Origin of the sequence: Paenibacillus cymbidii, assembly GCF_004764705.1 — a bacterium.
GTDB lineage: Bacteria > Bacillota > Bacilli > Paenibacillales > NBRC-103111 > Paenibacillus_AN > Paenibacillus_AN cymbidii.
On record NZ_SHLX01000008.1, the window covers coordinates 123,416 to 138,507 of the forward strand.

The 15,092-nt window shown below is 59.6% G+C and carries 11 protein-coding genes; all 11 read right to left on the reverse strand.

Annotated elements, in window-relative coordinates:
- Nucleotides 1-143 precede the first annotated feature (143 nt).
- Nucleotides 144-641, reverse strand: coding sequence for an RpnC/YadD family protein (locus EXY20_RS13070; protein ID WP_235885801.1), 498 nt, complete (start codon nucleotides 639-641; stop codon nucleotides 144-146).
- A complete protein-coding gene (locus EXY20_RS39820; RefSeq protein ID WP_235885804.1) occupies nucleotides 635-967 on the reverse strand; it encodes an Rpn family recombination-promoting nuclease/putative transposase in 333 nt (110 codons plus the stop codon). Before EXY20_RS39820 ends, EXY20_RS13070 begins: the two co-directional genes overlap by 7 nt.
- A gap of 187 nt (nucleotides 968-1,154) precedes the next feature.
- A complete protein-coding gene (locus EXY20_RS13075; RefSeq protein WP_135551645.1) occupies nucleotides 1,155-4,040 on the reverse strand; it encodes a hypothetical protein in 2,886 nt (961 codons plus the stop codon).
- Between the two features lie 234 nt (nucleotides 4,041-4,274).
- A complete protein-coding gene (locus tag EXY20_RS13080; protein ID WP_235885806.1) occupies nucleotides 4,275-5,756 on the reverse strand; it encodes an ABC transporter substrate-binding protein in 1,482 nt (493 codons plus the stop codon).
- A 51-nt stretch (nucleotides 5,757-5,807) separates the two neighbouring features.
- Nucleotides 5,808-6,680, reverse strand: coding sequence for an ABC transporter ATP-binding protein (locus tag EXY20_RS13085; protein WP_135551972.1), 873 nt, complete (start codon nucleotides 6,678-6,680; stop codon nucleotides 5,808-5,810).
- A gap of 7 nt (nucleotides 6,681-6,687) precedes the next feature.
- Nucleotides 6,688-9,654 (reverse strand): ABC transporter permease, encoded by a 2,967-nt coding sequence (locus EXY20_RS13090; protein ID WP_135551649.1) that lies wholly within the window; start codon nucleotides 9,652-9,654, stop codon nucleotides 6,688-6,690.
- A 5-nt stretch (nucleotides 9,655-9,659) separates the two neighbouring features.
- Nucleotides 9,660-10,733, reverse strand: coding sequence for an efflux RND transporter periplasmic adaptor subunit (locus EXY20_RS13095; protein ID WP_135551651.1), 1,074 nt, complete (start codon nucleotides 10,731-10,733; stop codon nucleotides 9,660-9,662).
- Nucleotides 10,693-11,418, reverse strand: coding sequence for an ABC transporter ATP-binding protein (locus EXY20_RS13100; RefSeq protein ID WP_235885859.1), 726 nt, complete (start codon nucleotides 11,416-11,418; stop codon nucleotides 10,693-10,695). The genes EXY20_RS13095 and EXY20_RS13100 overlap by 41 nt, the downstream gene beginning before the upstream one ends.
- An 892-nt stretch (nucleotides 11,419-12,310) precedes the next feature.
- A complete protein-coding gene (locus EXY20_RS13105; protein ID WP_135551655.1) occupies nucleotides 12,311-13,108 on the reverse strand; it encodes a polysaccharide deacetylase family protein in 798 nt (265 codons plus the stop codon).
- Between the two features lie 115 nt (nucleotides 13,109-13,223).
- On the reverse strand, nucleotides 13,224-13,658 hold the full coding sequence (locus tag EXY20_RS13110) for a peptidylprolyl isomerase (RefSeq protein ID WP_135551657.1): 435 nt from the start codon (nucleotides 13,656-13,658) through the stop codon (nucleotides 13,224-13,226).
- Between the two features lie 30 nt (nucleotides 13,659-13,688).
- Nucleotides 13,689-15,026, reverse strand: a complete 1,338-nt coding sequence (lysA, locus tag EXY20_RS13115; protein WP_135551659.1) for a diaminopimelate decarboxylase — start codon at nucleotides 15,024-15,026, stop codon at nucleotides 13,689-13,691.
- Between the last annotated feature and the right edge of the window lie 66 nt (nucleotides 15,027-15,092).

Consider the following 15,092-nt stretch of genomic DNA (forward strand, 5'->3'; position numbering starts at 1 on the left):
CGACGTTGAAAGCATAGTATCATTCTCGGATAAAAAATGCAACTATTCCAGCATAAACGAACCAGCTTCCGAAACCTGCCGCCCGTCTGGTCATACTGCTATATCGCGGGTGAGCAGCTTGTCGCTGCGGCCGGATAAACCGGCTACGAACGCATCGAGTCGACCCGATCGGCGGGCAGCCCGGTCGCTCTGGCGATCATATCCGATGCGAGCCCCAAGCGGAGCAAGTTGCGGGCGATTTTTTCACGCTCTTCGTTTTGTCCTTCTCTCTTGCCTTCTCGTTTGCCTTCTCTCTTGCCCTCTAGCATTCCTTCACGTTTGCCCTCCAGTTTTCCTTCTTGCTTGATATCGTCCAACACTTTTTCCAGTCCCATCATCGTCGCTCCTTTCTTGTCCTTGTCGATCCATACGGCCAAATCTCCGCTGCCTGCAGGCAATTTGCCTGCGATTACATTGGCCATCCACGTCAGAAACGGTTTCTGCTTCTCTTCCGGCATTTCGTTGATGACGCCCGGCAGCTTGCGCAGCCGATCAGCCAGCTGTTGCCGGGTTTTCGTCTGGTAGAGCAGGAAAACGGCGCCGATCGTATTGGCGAGCCCGAGCAGCTCCGCTTCGGAATAGCGGGCCACATCGATCAGCACGTAGGAAAAATCGACGATTTGATTGCCGAACCGCGACTATACGGCATCGAAAAGTCAACGCTGGATTGAAGTTCCACGAGCAAGTAAAACACCACCACTTGTCCGCGAATGGAAACCCGATATACGATATCTGCCTCTTTGCGCTTGAAATCCGGCAAAATGAAGGAGCGGGGAATTTGCTCCAGCCCTTCCTCATTTACTTCCTTCACCCATTCCCGGTTGACGAACGACCGGAGCAACTCGATCACGATCATATTGCTGGACAATAAGTACCGAAATGACGTGTCGTGTTGCGGGTGTTTAGGCGGGATATTGGTTTCGTTCAAACGAGATCCTCCAATAATCCAATTATACCATAACGACAGCCACAGCAATCGGCGCCATAAACAAAACGCCGCCCGATTCTCCCAAGGAGAACAGGCGGCGCGTGCTTCGCGTCCGTGTGTTGCAATGCCGCGATTATATCAGGCCGCCTGCGTCCGGCAATGCGAATGTGGATGCAGTTGGATCGCTTCAGTCAATCCCCATGTTCATCCACTTGTACGATTGTGTGGCGAGCTGTCGCCGGTAACCGGCGAATTCGTCATATACTTTGAGCGTATAATCTTGGGCCAGCATCGTTTTGTTGAAGAAGTTCGGGTCCGCGTCGTTGATCGTGAAGCTTGCGTTGCCCGAGCCGACAGCCAGCGTCTGCTCGGCGCCCGCCGCCTTGCCGAGGTCGAAGCTGCGTTCGTACTTGCGCCCTTGCGAATCGGTCAGCTCCAGCACGAGCCGGTGCGGCACGGTCAGCTCCGGAAGCGGTCCGTCCTCCTTCGCCAGCGTGTAGTCGAACGAATAGCTGAAGCTGTTCACCTGAGGCAGCGAATGGATGTTGCGGATCGCAACCGTGTACGGCGCAACGCGCAGCTTGTCCATCGGCTGGGATGCGGTGCTTTCCGCCGGCAGCTGCAGCAGCGCGCCGCGCACATAAGCGCCGGCCTGCCCGCCGTCCGCCGCGCCCGGCAGCGCCTCGCCGAGCAGCAGTTCGAGCTGGGCCGGCTGCACCCCTTTGGGCAGCTCGCCCCAGAGCGCAACGACGGCTTGGCTGCCGGGGCCGATTTTGCCGCTTGGCGATGTGATCGCCAGCGGATAGTACGTGTTGTCCGGCGAGCGGAAATAGCCGAACAGCTTGCCGGCCGCGGCAAGCCGCTTCTCCAGGTTGGTCAGCGTCAGCTCGACATAGGCGAGCGTGCCGGACACGCCGCTGTACGAGCGCAACTCGCGAGCGCCGACCGACGCCGAACGGCCGGTGCCGTTCATCTTGTAGCTGTCGCCCCTGGCGACGACGGGAAGCGCCAGCAAATCGGCATTGTGGCGGAATTCGACGACGGTGTCGGCCGTATCCGCGTCCTTCTTCTCCTGCAGCACCAGCTTGAGATCGGTGAACGTCGTCGCGTAAGGCATTTTGGCGTAAAAGACGACATTAATCCCCGAAGCGGCAGGCACGGCGATCGCCTGATCGAGCTTGTACAACTCGGCCGGCACTTTAACGCCCCCGTCGAGCATAAAGTACGCTTGCAAGTCGGGAATCGGCAGCGAGGCGGAGCCTTTGTTGCCGATCGTCACTTCCGCCGTCAGGATGTCCGCCTCGTCGAGCGGCAGCCGCTGCAGCGCATTCAGTTTGGCCGTATAACTGCCGGCCTTGTTCTGGAACGGGTAATCGACGCCAAGCGAAACGTCGCTGACCGTCGCCTTCGGCATCTGGAAGGTCGCGACCGGCACCAGGAAACGTTCGTCCACACCGTCCGTTGCGGGCGGGAGCACCTGCAGCCGCAAGCCGGCAACTCCCGCTTCGGCAGGCAAGGCGAACGATACCTGCGTCTCCCGCGACGCCTTCGGCGAAAGCGTCACATTGTTCAGCGCCGGCGAAGTTTGCGGATAGGCGAAGCCGCCTTCGGTGACGAGCCGGAACGAGTAGTTCGGCACGGCGGCCGCCTTCGTCCCCTGATTGGCGATACGGAAAAACACGTTCACCCAGTTGCCCGCATCCGACTTGCCCATCGAGACGCGCGCGATCGCGGCGGCCAGCTTGTTGCCGCCCGCGTCCAGCGTTATCGTTTCGCTGGAGCCGGCCGCCGCATCGCCGCTGCCTTCCGGCAGTTCGAACATGGCCACGGGAACCGTCAGTTTGGCCGCGGCATCTTCGACCGTCAGCACAAGCTTCCATTCCTCATCTTTCACCGCGTTCGGAATTGCCGCGTTCAGCTGCAGCTCCTTCTTCTCTTTTGGCGCAATCGTCATGTCTTTGGCTCCAGCCGCTGTCAACGGGTATTGATAGCCTTCGGGGGTGCGGATCGAATAGCCGTAATTCGGCACCGCCGCCGGCTTCAATCCGGTATTCTCAAGCGTGATGACGACGGAAACGAGCAAGGAGTCGGCATTCGTGTCGACGACCTTGCGCCCCACGGCAACGGCCAGCGTCGTATCGGACGACGCCAGGTCGATCGTGCGGCTCTCTCCGGGCGGCGTTGCCGCACCGCCTTGTCCGGGCTCGGGCAGCACGAACGATGCTACCGGGGCCTGCACCTTGAGCGCTTCGTCGTTCCGGGTGACGATCAGCTTCCAGCCTGTCGGCTCGATCTTCGCCGGAACCGTTGCCGTCAGCCGGTACGATTGGCCGGCCAGCGGCGCCACCGCGGCATCCTTGAGCGCGCTCGCGTCCAGCGGATAGACGTAGCCTTCCGCCGTTTCGATCGCGTAGCTGTAAGCCGGCATCGTTACGCTGCGATAACCGGCGTTCTCCACGTCAAGCCGGACGACGGCAAGCGTCGTATCGTCGATCGCGGTCGTATCGAATTTGCTCGCCGACCACCTTAGCGGCGTGCCGTCGATCGTCACGATCCGTTTCGTTCCCGCGGGCGTCAGCGTCGAATAGTCGGCCGGGACCGCGATGGCGCCAAGCTTGCGTTCGTAGTTGTAGACGCTGAAGTCCCAGCGGATAACCGTAAACGTAAAATCGGACAGCTTCGCACCGGCGCTTACTTTGGCATAAAAATGCAGGTCCAGCGCGCTTTGCGCCGGAATCCGGTTTTTGTCCTTGTCCGCTTGCGTCAGGCTGACGGCGTACGACTTGCCGCCGCTGCCCGCCAGCCGGACCCAATAGTCGATCGCTTGCATTTCCTGGTCGCCGCCGTTATGGAACGCAAGCGTAAACAGCAATGTGCCGTCGCCGTTGCCGGGCGCAACGACGGCGTCTTTCAGCTCGACATAGCTGCCGCCGCCGAGCGATACCGAACCGATTGCTTCCGGTTCGGCGATCGCTTCGGACGCATCGTCCGCCATAACCGAAGGCGCAAGCGCGAACAGCAGCGCGCTAACGAGCAGAAGTTGCAACAGCGGGTATCGTTTCTTACGGTTCACGCCAAAATCCTCCTTTAGAGGTTGTTCAAAAAGTCGACTTTTGATCACGAAGCTATTCAGGGAGTGTATTCGGCATCGAATCTTGCGTTCACCCTCGAAGTCCGTTGCTCATTTAGGTTTTGCCTAAACTCCGCTACTCCTTCTTCGGATTCTCGCAATCTTCTCGGTGCTGAAAAGCCGACTTTTTGAACACGCACTTTTCGCCGGATATGTCACCGGGTAGCCTCAGCCTGATCAGCCGGCCGGAACGGCGATCGCCGTTCCGCCGCCCATCATGCCGTTCATCTGTGCATTCGGATCGTTCTTCAGCTGCAGCAGCATCGCGTCGCCTTGCGTCTGCCACGCCTTCAGCGCTTCGCGTACGCCCTTGTTCCCTTGCAGAGCTTGCTGCATTTCGTTCTGGCCGATCCCCTGCGTCTGATAAACATACGGTTTGTCGCGCCCCAGCTTGCTTAATGGATTGTTCGTCGCGATCGGCTTGACGTTCGTGAACGCCTCGAGATGGAAGTCGCCGAACTTCGGCTTGTTGAACGATTTTCGCGAAACGAGCTGCGACATGCTGTTCGCGCGCAGCCGGGCCCAATCGTCGCCGTTGACGAAACGAATGAACTTCCAGGCGTCTTCGGCATTGCCGGCCTTGGCGTTGATGCCCATCAGACCGGACAAATAGACGCCGGTCGACGTGCCTTTGGCCGCCGGATCGCTCGGCACCGTAACGACGTCCCAGTCGATCGGCGTAAAGCCTTTGATGGTTTCGGCGTTTTTGTTGGCGTTGTAGATTTGGCTGAGCTGGCTGTAGTCCATGATCGTCATGGCGAGCCGGCCGGACAGGAAATCGTCGTTCATGAACGGATTGTACGAATCGGACGATTGCATTTTATTCATTTTGCTGTAATCGGGCGGCGGCGGCATCACATGGTCTTTGCTCAACTGGATCAACGTCGTCCACGCCTTCTCCCAGCTGTCGGTATCGACCGTCAGCTTCTCGCCGGCATCGTCAATGAAGTTCAGCTGCAGCGCCTGGGTATACATTTGCGAGCCATAGAACAGATCGCCGCCGGCGCTGGAATAAAAATTGAATCCGTAGCGCGGATTGTCGGCATCGGGTTTGGTCACGCGGCGGGCAAGGTCGAACGTTTCGTCCCAAGTCATGTTGTCCTGCGGAAACGATACGCCGGCGTCCAGAAACAGCTTCTTGTTGTAGATGAGTGCAGAGGACGAAAAAGTCGGCGCCAGCGCGTAGACCGCACCGTTGCCGAGCGCCTTGATCCCGTCCAGCACGGCGGGAACGATGTCGGCGGTGTTGAATTTGTCTTTGGTCATCCGATTGTCGAGCGGCGCCAGCATGTTGTTGTCGATCAGATCGCCGATCTGGCTGTAATCGACGACCACGATGTCCGGCGGATTGGCCCCTTGCATCATTTCCTTCATCTTCTCCATCGGGTCTTCCTGCTTCTGTCCGGGCTGCATCGGCGCATACATGTAACGCCCGCTGTCGACGGGAGAAACGATTTCGATTTTGATGTTCGGATTGGCGTACTCGAACACCTCGGTAAATTGCTGGCGGAAATAAGAATCGTCCGGCCCGTAATTGATCGTGGCGATTCGCAACGTCCGGTCGGCGCCGTCCTTTGATGTGCCCGACTGCGTGCAGGCGGCAATCGTCGGCAGCAGCAGCGTCGCCGCAAGCGCCAAAACGACTTTTGAAGTAGTCACGCTCGTTTTCTCCTCCATTAATTAATATTCATGCCCTTGCGGCATGTCGCATTATTTCGTTTGCCGTTCCGCCGGCGCCTTCAACACGATCCGGTCGCCTTCGATTTCCATTGTCGCCTTGCCGCCGATGCCGAGCCGTTCCAAATACGGCTTCGGCACCTGCAGCCGCCCCGCCCGGTCAAGCACGACAAATTCCTCGTGCGCGTCCTGCAGTTGGCCGAGCTCTGCCGAAGCGTCCAGATTCGGGTTGCGGCGAATGAATTCGGTGCTCGTCATGCCGTCGCGGATGGCGACGACGCGGTCGACTTTGCCGGCCAGCGCCATGTCGTGCGTAACGATAACGACCGTCAACCCCAATTCGCGATTCATCCGGCGGAAAATATCGAGAATCAGATCGGCCGTCTTCGTATCGACCGAGCCGGTCGGTTCGTCCGCCAGCAGCAATGCCGGCCGGTTGGCAAGCGCGATGGCGATCGCCACGCGCTGCTGTTCGCCGCCGGAAAGCGACTGCAGCCGGTTTTTCATCCGCTCCTTCAGCCCGACCCACTCGAGCAGCTGCCGCGCGTAAACGCGGTCGACTTTGCCGCTCAGCATCATCGGCATTTCCACATTTTCCAGCGCGGACAAGTACGGCAGCAGATTGCGGGCATTATTCTGCCAGATGAAGCCGACGGTGCGGCGCTTGTATTCGTCGAGCTGCTCGCTTGTTGCCTTCAGCAAATCCCATTCGCCAACGCGCACTTGCCCGGCGGACGGGCGATCCAGCCCGCCGAGAATGTTGAGCAGCGTCGACTTGCCGCTGCCGCTGTTGCCGATGATCGCCATCATTTCGCCCTTGTCGACGGTGATATTCAGTCCTTGCAAGGCGACGACTTCCAGTTGGTCCGACTTGTAAATTTTGACCAGTCCGTCGCATACGATCATCATCCGCTCAACGCTCCTCTCCCAGCTTGACCGCCTGGTGCACGCGCAGCCGGCGAATGTGCAGCAGCAGCAGCGCCGTGCCGATCATCATCATAACGGCAACCGTACCGTACAGCGGGTACTGGTCCCGCGCAAGGAACACGACGTGAAACGGCGGCGTTTGTGCGGCTGCGCCGCTGTCTGTCTGCAGAAACGGCAGGAACAGGTAGCTGATCAGTTTGCCGATGCCGATGCCGAGCGCAATCGACAGCAGGGCGGTGAACGCCTGCTCGAGCAACAGCATGCCGGTCAATTGCCGGCGCTTCAGCCCCATCGCCCGCAGCACGCCGAATTGCACGACGCGGCCGGACAGATGGAAAAACCAGTACAGCGCATAGCCGAACAACGAAATGAATACCGATACCGCAAATCCCAGGCTCAAAATGCCGAACACGCCGCCTCGCGACGGATGTTTGCTTTGCGCCAGCAGCTCGTTCCGCACATCGCGCGGATTCGATGCAAGCTCAATGTGCTGCTTCTTCAGCGCCTCGATCATCGGCGCCAGCTTCGCGTCCGGCTTCACTTTCAGCCATATTTCGTACGGCATAAGCGGACTTTGGTCAAAAATGTAATCCAGGTTGGCGATAAAAAACGGCGCCTGGTCCGGGTATTCGCTCGGCCAGTACGGCACGATGCCGACGACAACAAATTCGATCGGCTGGCCGCTCACCGCGATGGTGATCACATCGCCTTCCTTAAGCTGCTGTTTTTCGGCAAAACCGGACGGGATCAGCACGCCTTGCCCATCGAACAGGCCAAGCGCGTCGAGATACCGGTACGGATGAACCGGGAACAGGTCGCTGCGGAACCAGGCCACCCGGGCAAAATCGACGTTGTCGATGCCCATCAGATTGCCTTGGCCGGCCGACTTGCCCGACACGATAACGCTGCCTTTCGTCCGCAGCACACGGGCGGCGTGAAGGGCGCCATCCAGTTTGCCGAACGCCTGGAACGGCGGCTCGATGTAGCGGATCGGCGCCGGCGGTCCTTCGTTCGGGTTGCCTCCGGGGCCGCCCTGACCTCCGCCCTGGCCTCCGCCTTGGCCGCCTCCCGAGCCGCTTTGACCGCCTCCATTGCTGCCATTGCCGCCTTGGCCGCCGTTGCCTCCAGCGCCTCCGTTGCCGCCCTGGCCTCCTTGGCCGCTGCCTTGCCCGCCGCTTGTGTCCGGCAGATCGTCGGTAACGCCTTCCCACACCGGCTGCATAATGACATCGGTGCCGTATTGGTATTTGACGCGTTCGACCGAGTTCAGGTCGATCGTACGCGCCGCCGAGGCGTTGTACACGCCGAGCCCAAGCGTCAGCACAAGCAGCAGCATCAGCGGATAGTACGACCCGGCGGAGCGCGACATTTGCGTCAGCGTCAAGTAAAGCGGCACGGAAAGCACGCGGCGCAGCGCCCAGCCGAACAGCCGCAGCAGCCAGGGAAAAACGCGAAGAAAGAACAAACCAAGCGCAAATATCGACAGTGCCGGCACAAAAAACAGCAGCGGCTGCACATGCAGCTCATCGGCCGACAGCCCCGTCTGCAGCGACAGCAGCTTGTTCTCGCGGAACGAATACCAGCCGTAAGCGGACACGGCAAGCAGAACGATGTCGAGATACCAGCGCTGCCAAAACGGCGAACGGTCGCTGCGCGCCTGCTTCTGGCGGTAGCCGACGATCGAAGCCCGGGCGTACGCGATCGCCGGCACGACCGTCGCCGCAATCGCCACAATGACGGCGCCGATGCCGTACAACCAGGCGTCCAGCGTCAAACCGACGGGAACCGACTTGCGGTCGACAAACGTCAGGAAGCCGTTCGAAGAGCCGATCGCCTTTGCCATTACCCAACCGATGGCAGGCCCGAGCGCAAGCGCCGCCAGTCCGAGCAGCGCGCCCTCCAGCGCATACATGCGCACAAGCTGGCGCGTATTGCCGCCGCGCGAACGGATGACCGCCATGTCGCTGCGCTGCCGTTCCAGCGTTTGCCGCGCGTTCATGACAACAAAATAAACGACCATAGCCAGCATCGGCGCCGCAAGCGTAAACAGCAGCAATTGCAGCTGCAGGCTCGTTTTCTTGAAGTCGTCCAGCATCGACAGGAAGGACAAATCGACGCGCGTTTCCTTCAGCTTCTGATATAGCGTGTTGTCGAGCCGTTGCAGCTTGCCGGAAAGCGGCGACAGCTCACTTGTTTTGATTTCGCGCAAATCGAACGCATAATACCAGTGCGCCGCGTTAAGCGGCAGCTTCTTCGCCTGCAGCAGCTCGCCGCGAAACAGCTTGTCGCTGACCAGCAGGCTGCCGAGCAGCCCTTCGAAGCCCTGGAACCAGTAGGCGTCGTCTTCGTCTTTTGGCTGCACCGTACCGACGATCTTCACCTTCAGCTGCGCCCCTGCAACCGGGTACAAATACACGTCGCCGATATGAACGTCGTTGCGATACAATGCGTCTTCGAGCGCCACCGCTTCGATAACGCCTCCCGCTGCCGAACTCGAATCGGCGTACATGCGGCCGCCGGTCAATTCGACATGCGCCGGCAGTTCGCTCAGGCCGGCGAGCGTCATTTGCCGCCGCTTGCTTCTGTCCACCTGCGTCGAGGCGTCCGGCGTCAGCTGCGCCGCTCGCAGCGACAGAACGGTTGCGTACGTCAGATGGGGAAACCCGATCTGCTTGGGCAGGTCGGCGGCAATGTATTGGTCCACATCCGTAAAATCTTCGTAATCGGCCCTTTCGGCGCCGACCGCCTGGTACCGCATGAGCAGCGATCCCGCCGGCAATCCGGCGCTGTCCTGCTGCTCGAGCGACTTGGCGACTACCCGCTTGAGCGCGCCGTCCGCATACATGGGGATGCTCGTCGTGAACGACACGGCAACTACCAAACCGAGCAGCGCGCTCAGCGTAAACCAGCGGTTGTTCCACATTTTGCGCGCAAGAAACCGGAGCATCGCCATACGCGTTATCGACCTACGACTTTCTGGCCGGCAGTCAATCCTTTGACGATTTCGACCGCCGTCGACGTCGTTTGCCCGACTTCCACGTCCACTTCCCGTTTGGCGCCGCTGTCGTCGACGACCTGCACGTAATTGCGTCCCGTAATGGTACGCAGCGCGGCAGGTGGAATCGTCAGCACGTTTTCCTTGCGCGAGACGATGACTGTGGCCGTCAGCGGCGTCCCCCGAGTCAAACCGGCAGGCATCGAATCGAGTTCAATCAGCACGTAATCGTTTGGCGAATCTTTCGGCCTGCCGTTGTTCGGATCGCCGTTGTTGTTATTGTCCTTCGGCACCGGCAGCTGCTTCACTTTGCCTTTCACCTGACCCGCCGTGTTGATATCGACGGCCGCTTCCATGCCGACGGCGATTTTTTTCACGTCGTCCGCCGGAATCGCCGCCGCCACCGTCAGCTTGCTTACGTCGGCAATCACCGCCACCGTGCTGTAGGCTTGCACGGCGTCGCCTTTTTTGGCGAGCACGCTGACGATCGTGCCGGCGAACGGCGCCGTCAGCTTCGCTTGCGCGATTTTGTCCTCCAGATCGGACACTTCCGTCCGCTTCAGTTCAAAATCGATGCGCGCTTGCTCGATTTCTTCCGACGTTTTGTCGCCGGCGTCGCGCAGCAGTTGAATCATCGCCAGCTCGTCCTTGCGCGTTTGCAGCCTTTTCTGGGTGAGCTGGCTTTCCAGATCGGTGACGTCCAGTTCGGCGAGCGTCTGGCTCGCCTGGACGGCGTCGCCGACTTGAACGGCCACGCTTTTGAGCCGTTTGCCTTCGAGCTTGAAGAACAGCTCTTCCTCCTGCAGCGACATCATTTTGCCGTTGCCGCGCACTTTCGTTTCGAGCGTTTCGGTTTTCACTATGTACGTTGGTTTCTGGGACAGCTTCGGCGGATTGATCGTCGGCAGCGCCTCCTCCTCGCCTTCCTTCGGCAGCAGCGAGCAGCCGGAAGCGAGCAGCAGCGCGGCAACCACGGCAACCAGCGCCACGCGCCGCCTAAGCGGAGACGAACTTGCCGTCCGCCATCTCGAAAACATGATCGGCAACCTCCATTATCGTAGGATCGTGCGTAGTCATGCAGATCGTCATTTGTTCGGTTTCCATCACGTGCCGGAACACCGTCATGATCTGCGCCCCCATCTGCGAGTCCAGCTCCGCTGTAGGTTCATCCGCCAGCAGCAGCGGCGGCCGGTGCGCAATCGCTTTGGCGATCGCCACGCGCTGCTGTTCGCCGCCGGACAGCTCGAACGGCCGGTGAAACATGCGCCGCCGGAGCCCGACCAGCTCCAGGCAAAACTCGGCGCGTTCCTTCCATGTCGCGCGCGGCGCGCCTGCCAGCCGCAGCGACAGCTCGACGTTTTCGTAAGCGGACAACAGCGGCAGCAGCGCAAACGATTGAAAAATGAAGCCGATCTCCTTGCGCCGCACCTCCGTCCGCTGCTCGTCGTTCCACTCGTGCAGCGGCTTGCCGCTGAAGACGATGCTGCCGCGGTCCGGCACGTCGAGTCCGCCGATCAGATTGAGCAGCGTCGTTTTGCCCGAGCCGGAACGGCCGCGCAGCATGACGAGCTGCTTGCGGCGAAGCGTCAGGTTGATGCCTTTCAGCACGTCGAGCCGGGCACCGTTCGCCACGAACGACCGTTCCACCCCTGTTACCGCCAGAATCGTATCGTCTTCGGCCGGTTTTCGCTCCCCCTCGTCGCCGGAAGGCGACTGGAAAATATCCAACTATCTCCACCCCCTACTCTCGTAGACGAGCCAACCTTCCAAAAGGTTACATGAAACGGACATCTTTTTAGGTCATTTCTTCCCGAATGGTTGTCGTCAGCATGCCTTCACCGCATGACTAGTCGGATGAAATCAGCGCGAGCACTTGTTGCCTTCATACAAAATAATTAAACATGATAAATATTAATGTGGATAAGAAAAGCTTCTATCGAAGCACTTCGAAGAAGTTGACCCGGCTTTAGCGGTAACTTTTCATGCCGAATCAGGAAGTTCCGCTCCGAAGCTTATACTTTCTGATTCTGTAAGAAAACCGTCAGGGAAAATCACCCTGACGGTCCTTTTGAGTTTGGATTCTGAAAGCGGCTGCTTTTTTTGCCCCGCGGCCATTGGGGCAAGCGCAATGCCGCGCTTTCAATCTGGCTTGGCCGGCAACTGCCAAGTCTCCAGCGGGGCCGGGGCCGGGGCCGATGCAAGGGAAGGCCTGCCTTGTGAGAGAGGATCGCCTATCATGGAACAGACACTTTGCTTCAACCGCGCCATTCCCGCATCTGCCAACTCCCCCTTGCAAAATAGGCCCTATTTTCTTGCCTTTTTCGCCAAAAACGGGCCGCCCCTACGAAATAGCAAGTGATTTCACTGGCTATTTCGCCTAAAGTGCCTATTTGAAGGCGGCCTGGGGCAAATAACCAGTGTTTTCACTGGCTATTTCCGACTCGCCACCCCAAATTGGGCAAACAAGCCATTTTTCATGGGCTATTTTGGTTGCCGAGCAATCAATCGGGCCACACAGGGGGCGGCTCGCCAGGATAGGCTTCTTGCAGCAGCGCGCGCGTACGCTCGTTCACGAAGGAGCGGAGCGGATGAGGCGTGAAGCTTGGAATAAACGCTACAACGTCACCGTCGCCCCGCCGCCGATTTGCACCGGTTCGCCGTCCGCGCTGATCCACACCGGGATCGCCGAAGGATTGTGCACGATCCGGCCGTCGGCCGAAGTTTGCAGCCGGCGAAGAGCCTGCAAATAACGCACGATGTCGCGGTTCGTCGCGAACCAGACATCCGTGCGGCCGCCGGCAGCGGCGCAAAACTGTTCGATCAGCTGCCAGTTGTTGTTCCGCTCGAATTCGTAGCTGTGTCCCCACACATACATGAGCAGCATGTTGTCGCGATGCCAGGCCGACAGAAACTTGTCGAACGTCTCCATAAGCTGGTTATCGTGATGGCAGGTCGGGTTCCAGCGCAGCAAATCGTGCGGAATGCCGAAGTTGCCGGTCGACACAACGGTACGTCCGTAGTCAAAGCCAAGCTGGGCAAGCGCGCCCGCCACTGTATCATTCACCGAGCCGTACGGGTACGACATCCCTTTGACCGGATAACCGGCCAGTTCCTCCAGCCGTTTGCGGTCCTCCCACATCTCGCCCGCAATCCGGTCGAACGGCACCTGCGTCAGGTGCGGATGCGTCACGCTGTGCGCCGACACTTCATGACCGTCGTACAGCGTTTTCACTTCCGCGGCAGTGACGAATCCGGGCTGGTCCAGCTTGCCCGAAATCAAATGAAACGTCCCGCGAATGCCGTGTCGGTTGAAAATGTCGACCAGTCTGCGGTCATAATCGATGCCGTCGTCGTAACTCATCGTCAGCGCGCGCTGCACGCCTCCCGGATAGCGATCCAGGCATAGTTTCATCGGAAGTTCCTCCTCTTCGTCGTCGTGCCCTGGTCAAGACAGACGAAACGGGCACAAATGACGGCTGCCCGACACTTCTGCCCGTTTCCATTTTCCGTTCGCCGAAGACCGGCGACTATTCGTCCCACACTTCAACTTTCTCCATTTTGTCGCCCGCTTTAACCGCGTCGACATGCTCCATGCCGCTCGTTACTTTGCCGAATACGGTGTGTACGCCGTTCAAATGCGGCTGCGGCTCGTACACGACAAAAAACTGCGAGCTGCCGGTATCTTTGCCGGCATGGGCCATCGACAGCACGCCGCGCTCGTGTCTAGTCGTGTTCGTTGCGGTTTCGCATTTGATCGTTTTGCCGCTGCCGCCGGTGCCGTTGCCGCGCGGGCAACCGCCCTGGGCGACGAAACCTTTGATGACGCGGTGGAACGTCAATCCGTTATAAAAGCCGCTGTTCGCCAGCTCCTCGAAGTTGGCTACTGTATTCGGCGCCTCTTCCGATAAAAAGTCGATTTCCACTACGTTGCCGTTTGCCAGGGTAATGCGTCCTTTTTTCATCGTTGCAATCGCTCCTTGGTTATAAATTGACTAAGCTTCCGCATTGGCCGGTTGTTTGGCCAGACGTGCCGGAATGACATCGTTGCGCAAAATGTCATCCAGCGATTCGCGGTTGACCGCCACATCCGCCTGCCCGTCCTTGACGAATACGACGGCCGGACGGCGGATGCGGTTGTAATTGCTTGCCATGGCATAATTATAGGCGCCCGTGCACGCAACGGCAAGCAGATCTCCCGCGTTCACCTTCGGCAGCGAAGCGTCCCAGATCAGCATGTCGCCGCTTTCGCAGCATTTGCCGGCGATCGACACGACTTCCTCGCCCTTGTCGTTCGCCCGGTTCGCCAGCAATGCCTCGTAGCGCGATTCGTACAACGCCGGCCGCGGATTGTCCGTCATGCCGCCGTCGACCGCCACATATTTGCGCACGCCGGGAATGTCCTTGGTCGAACCGATCGTATACAGCGTCGTGCCGGCGTCGCCGACGATGCTGCGGCCCGGCTCGATCCAAATGTCCGGCAGCGGATAACCGCTGTCGGCGAATCCTTCGCGCACGCTGGCGGCAATGGCGCCGACGTATTCGGCCGCAGGCAGCGGCGTGTCGCCGTCGACGTAACGAATGCCGAAGCCGCCGCCGAGGTTAATCACCGCAAACGTGGCGCCAAGCTTCGCGCGTACGTCCAGCGCAAAGGCGACCACCTTCGCGGCGGCAAGCCGGAAGCCCGGCAGCTCGAAAATTTGCGAGCCGATGTGCGAGTGGACGCCGAGCAGCCGCAGCCGCGGCAAGCCGAGCGTCGTTTCGACGGCGCGGAACGCGGCGCCGCTCTTCAAGTCGAAGCCGAACTTCGAATCTTCCTGACCGGTCGTAATATATTCATGCGTATGGGCGTGTACGCCAGGCGTAATGCGCAGCAGCACCTGCACCGTGCGGCCCTTCTCCGCGGCGATGGCATTCAGCAGCGCCAGCTCGGTGAAATTGTCGGCGACGAAGCAGCCGATACCGGCGTCGATCGCCATCTCGATTTCGGACGGCGTCTTGTTGTTGCCGTGGAAATGGATGCGGTCGGCCGGGAAACCGGCCTGCAGCGCGGTGTAAAGCTCGCCTTCGGAAACGACGTCGAGCGACAAGCCTTCGTCTTCGACGATGCGGCACATCGCTTTGACGCAAAACGCTTTGCTGGCGTAAGCAACCTGAAAGCCGAGGCCGCTCTCGCGGAAGGCGCCGACAAATTCGCGGCAGCGCTGGCGAATAAGCGCCTCGTCCATAACGTACAGCGGCGTGCCGAAGGTCGCCGCCAGCTCCGTGGCGTCGCAGCCGCCGATTTGCAAATGTCCGCGATCGTTGATCGCACTGGTGCCGTGTAAATGCAAAGCAATCTCTCCCCATTTGTCGAACGTCTTTTATTAACTAAAGTACCATATCGACAAGCCGATGAC

What these genes read in the sequence shown, in the direction of transcription:
- EXY20_RS13085 (WP_135551972.1), bottom strand. Translation starts at nt 6,680, where the DNA reads ATGATCGTATGCGACGGACTGGTCAAAATTTACAAGTCGGACCAACTG.
- EXY20_RS13090 (WP_135551649.1), bottom strand. Translation starts at nt 9,654, where the DNA reads ATGGCGATGCTCCGGTTTCTTGCGCGCAAAATGTGGAACAACCGCTGG.
- EXY20_RS13095 (WP_135551651.1), bottom strand. Translation starts at nt 10,733, where the DNA reads ATGTTTTCGAGATGGCGGACGGCAAGTTCGTCTCCGCTTAGGCGGCGC.
- EXY20_RS13105 (WP_135551655.1), bottom strand. Translation starts at nt 13,108, where the DNA reads ATGAAACTATGCCTGGATCGCTATCCGGGAGGCGTGCAGCGCGCGCTG.
- EXY20_RS13110 (WP_135551657.1), bottom strand. Translation starts at nt 13,658, where the DNA reads ATGAAAAAAGGACGCATTACCCTGGCAAACGGCAACGTAGTGGAAATC.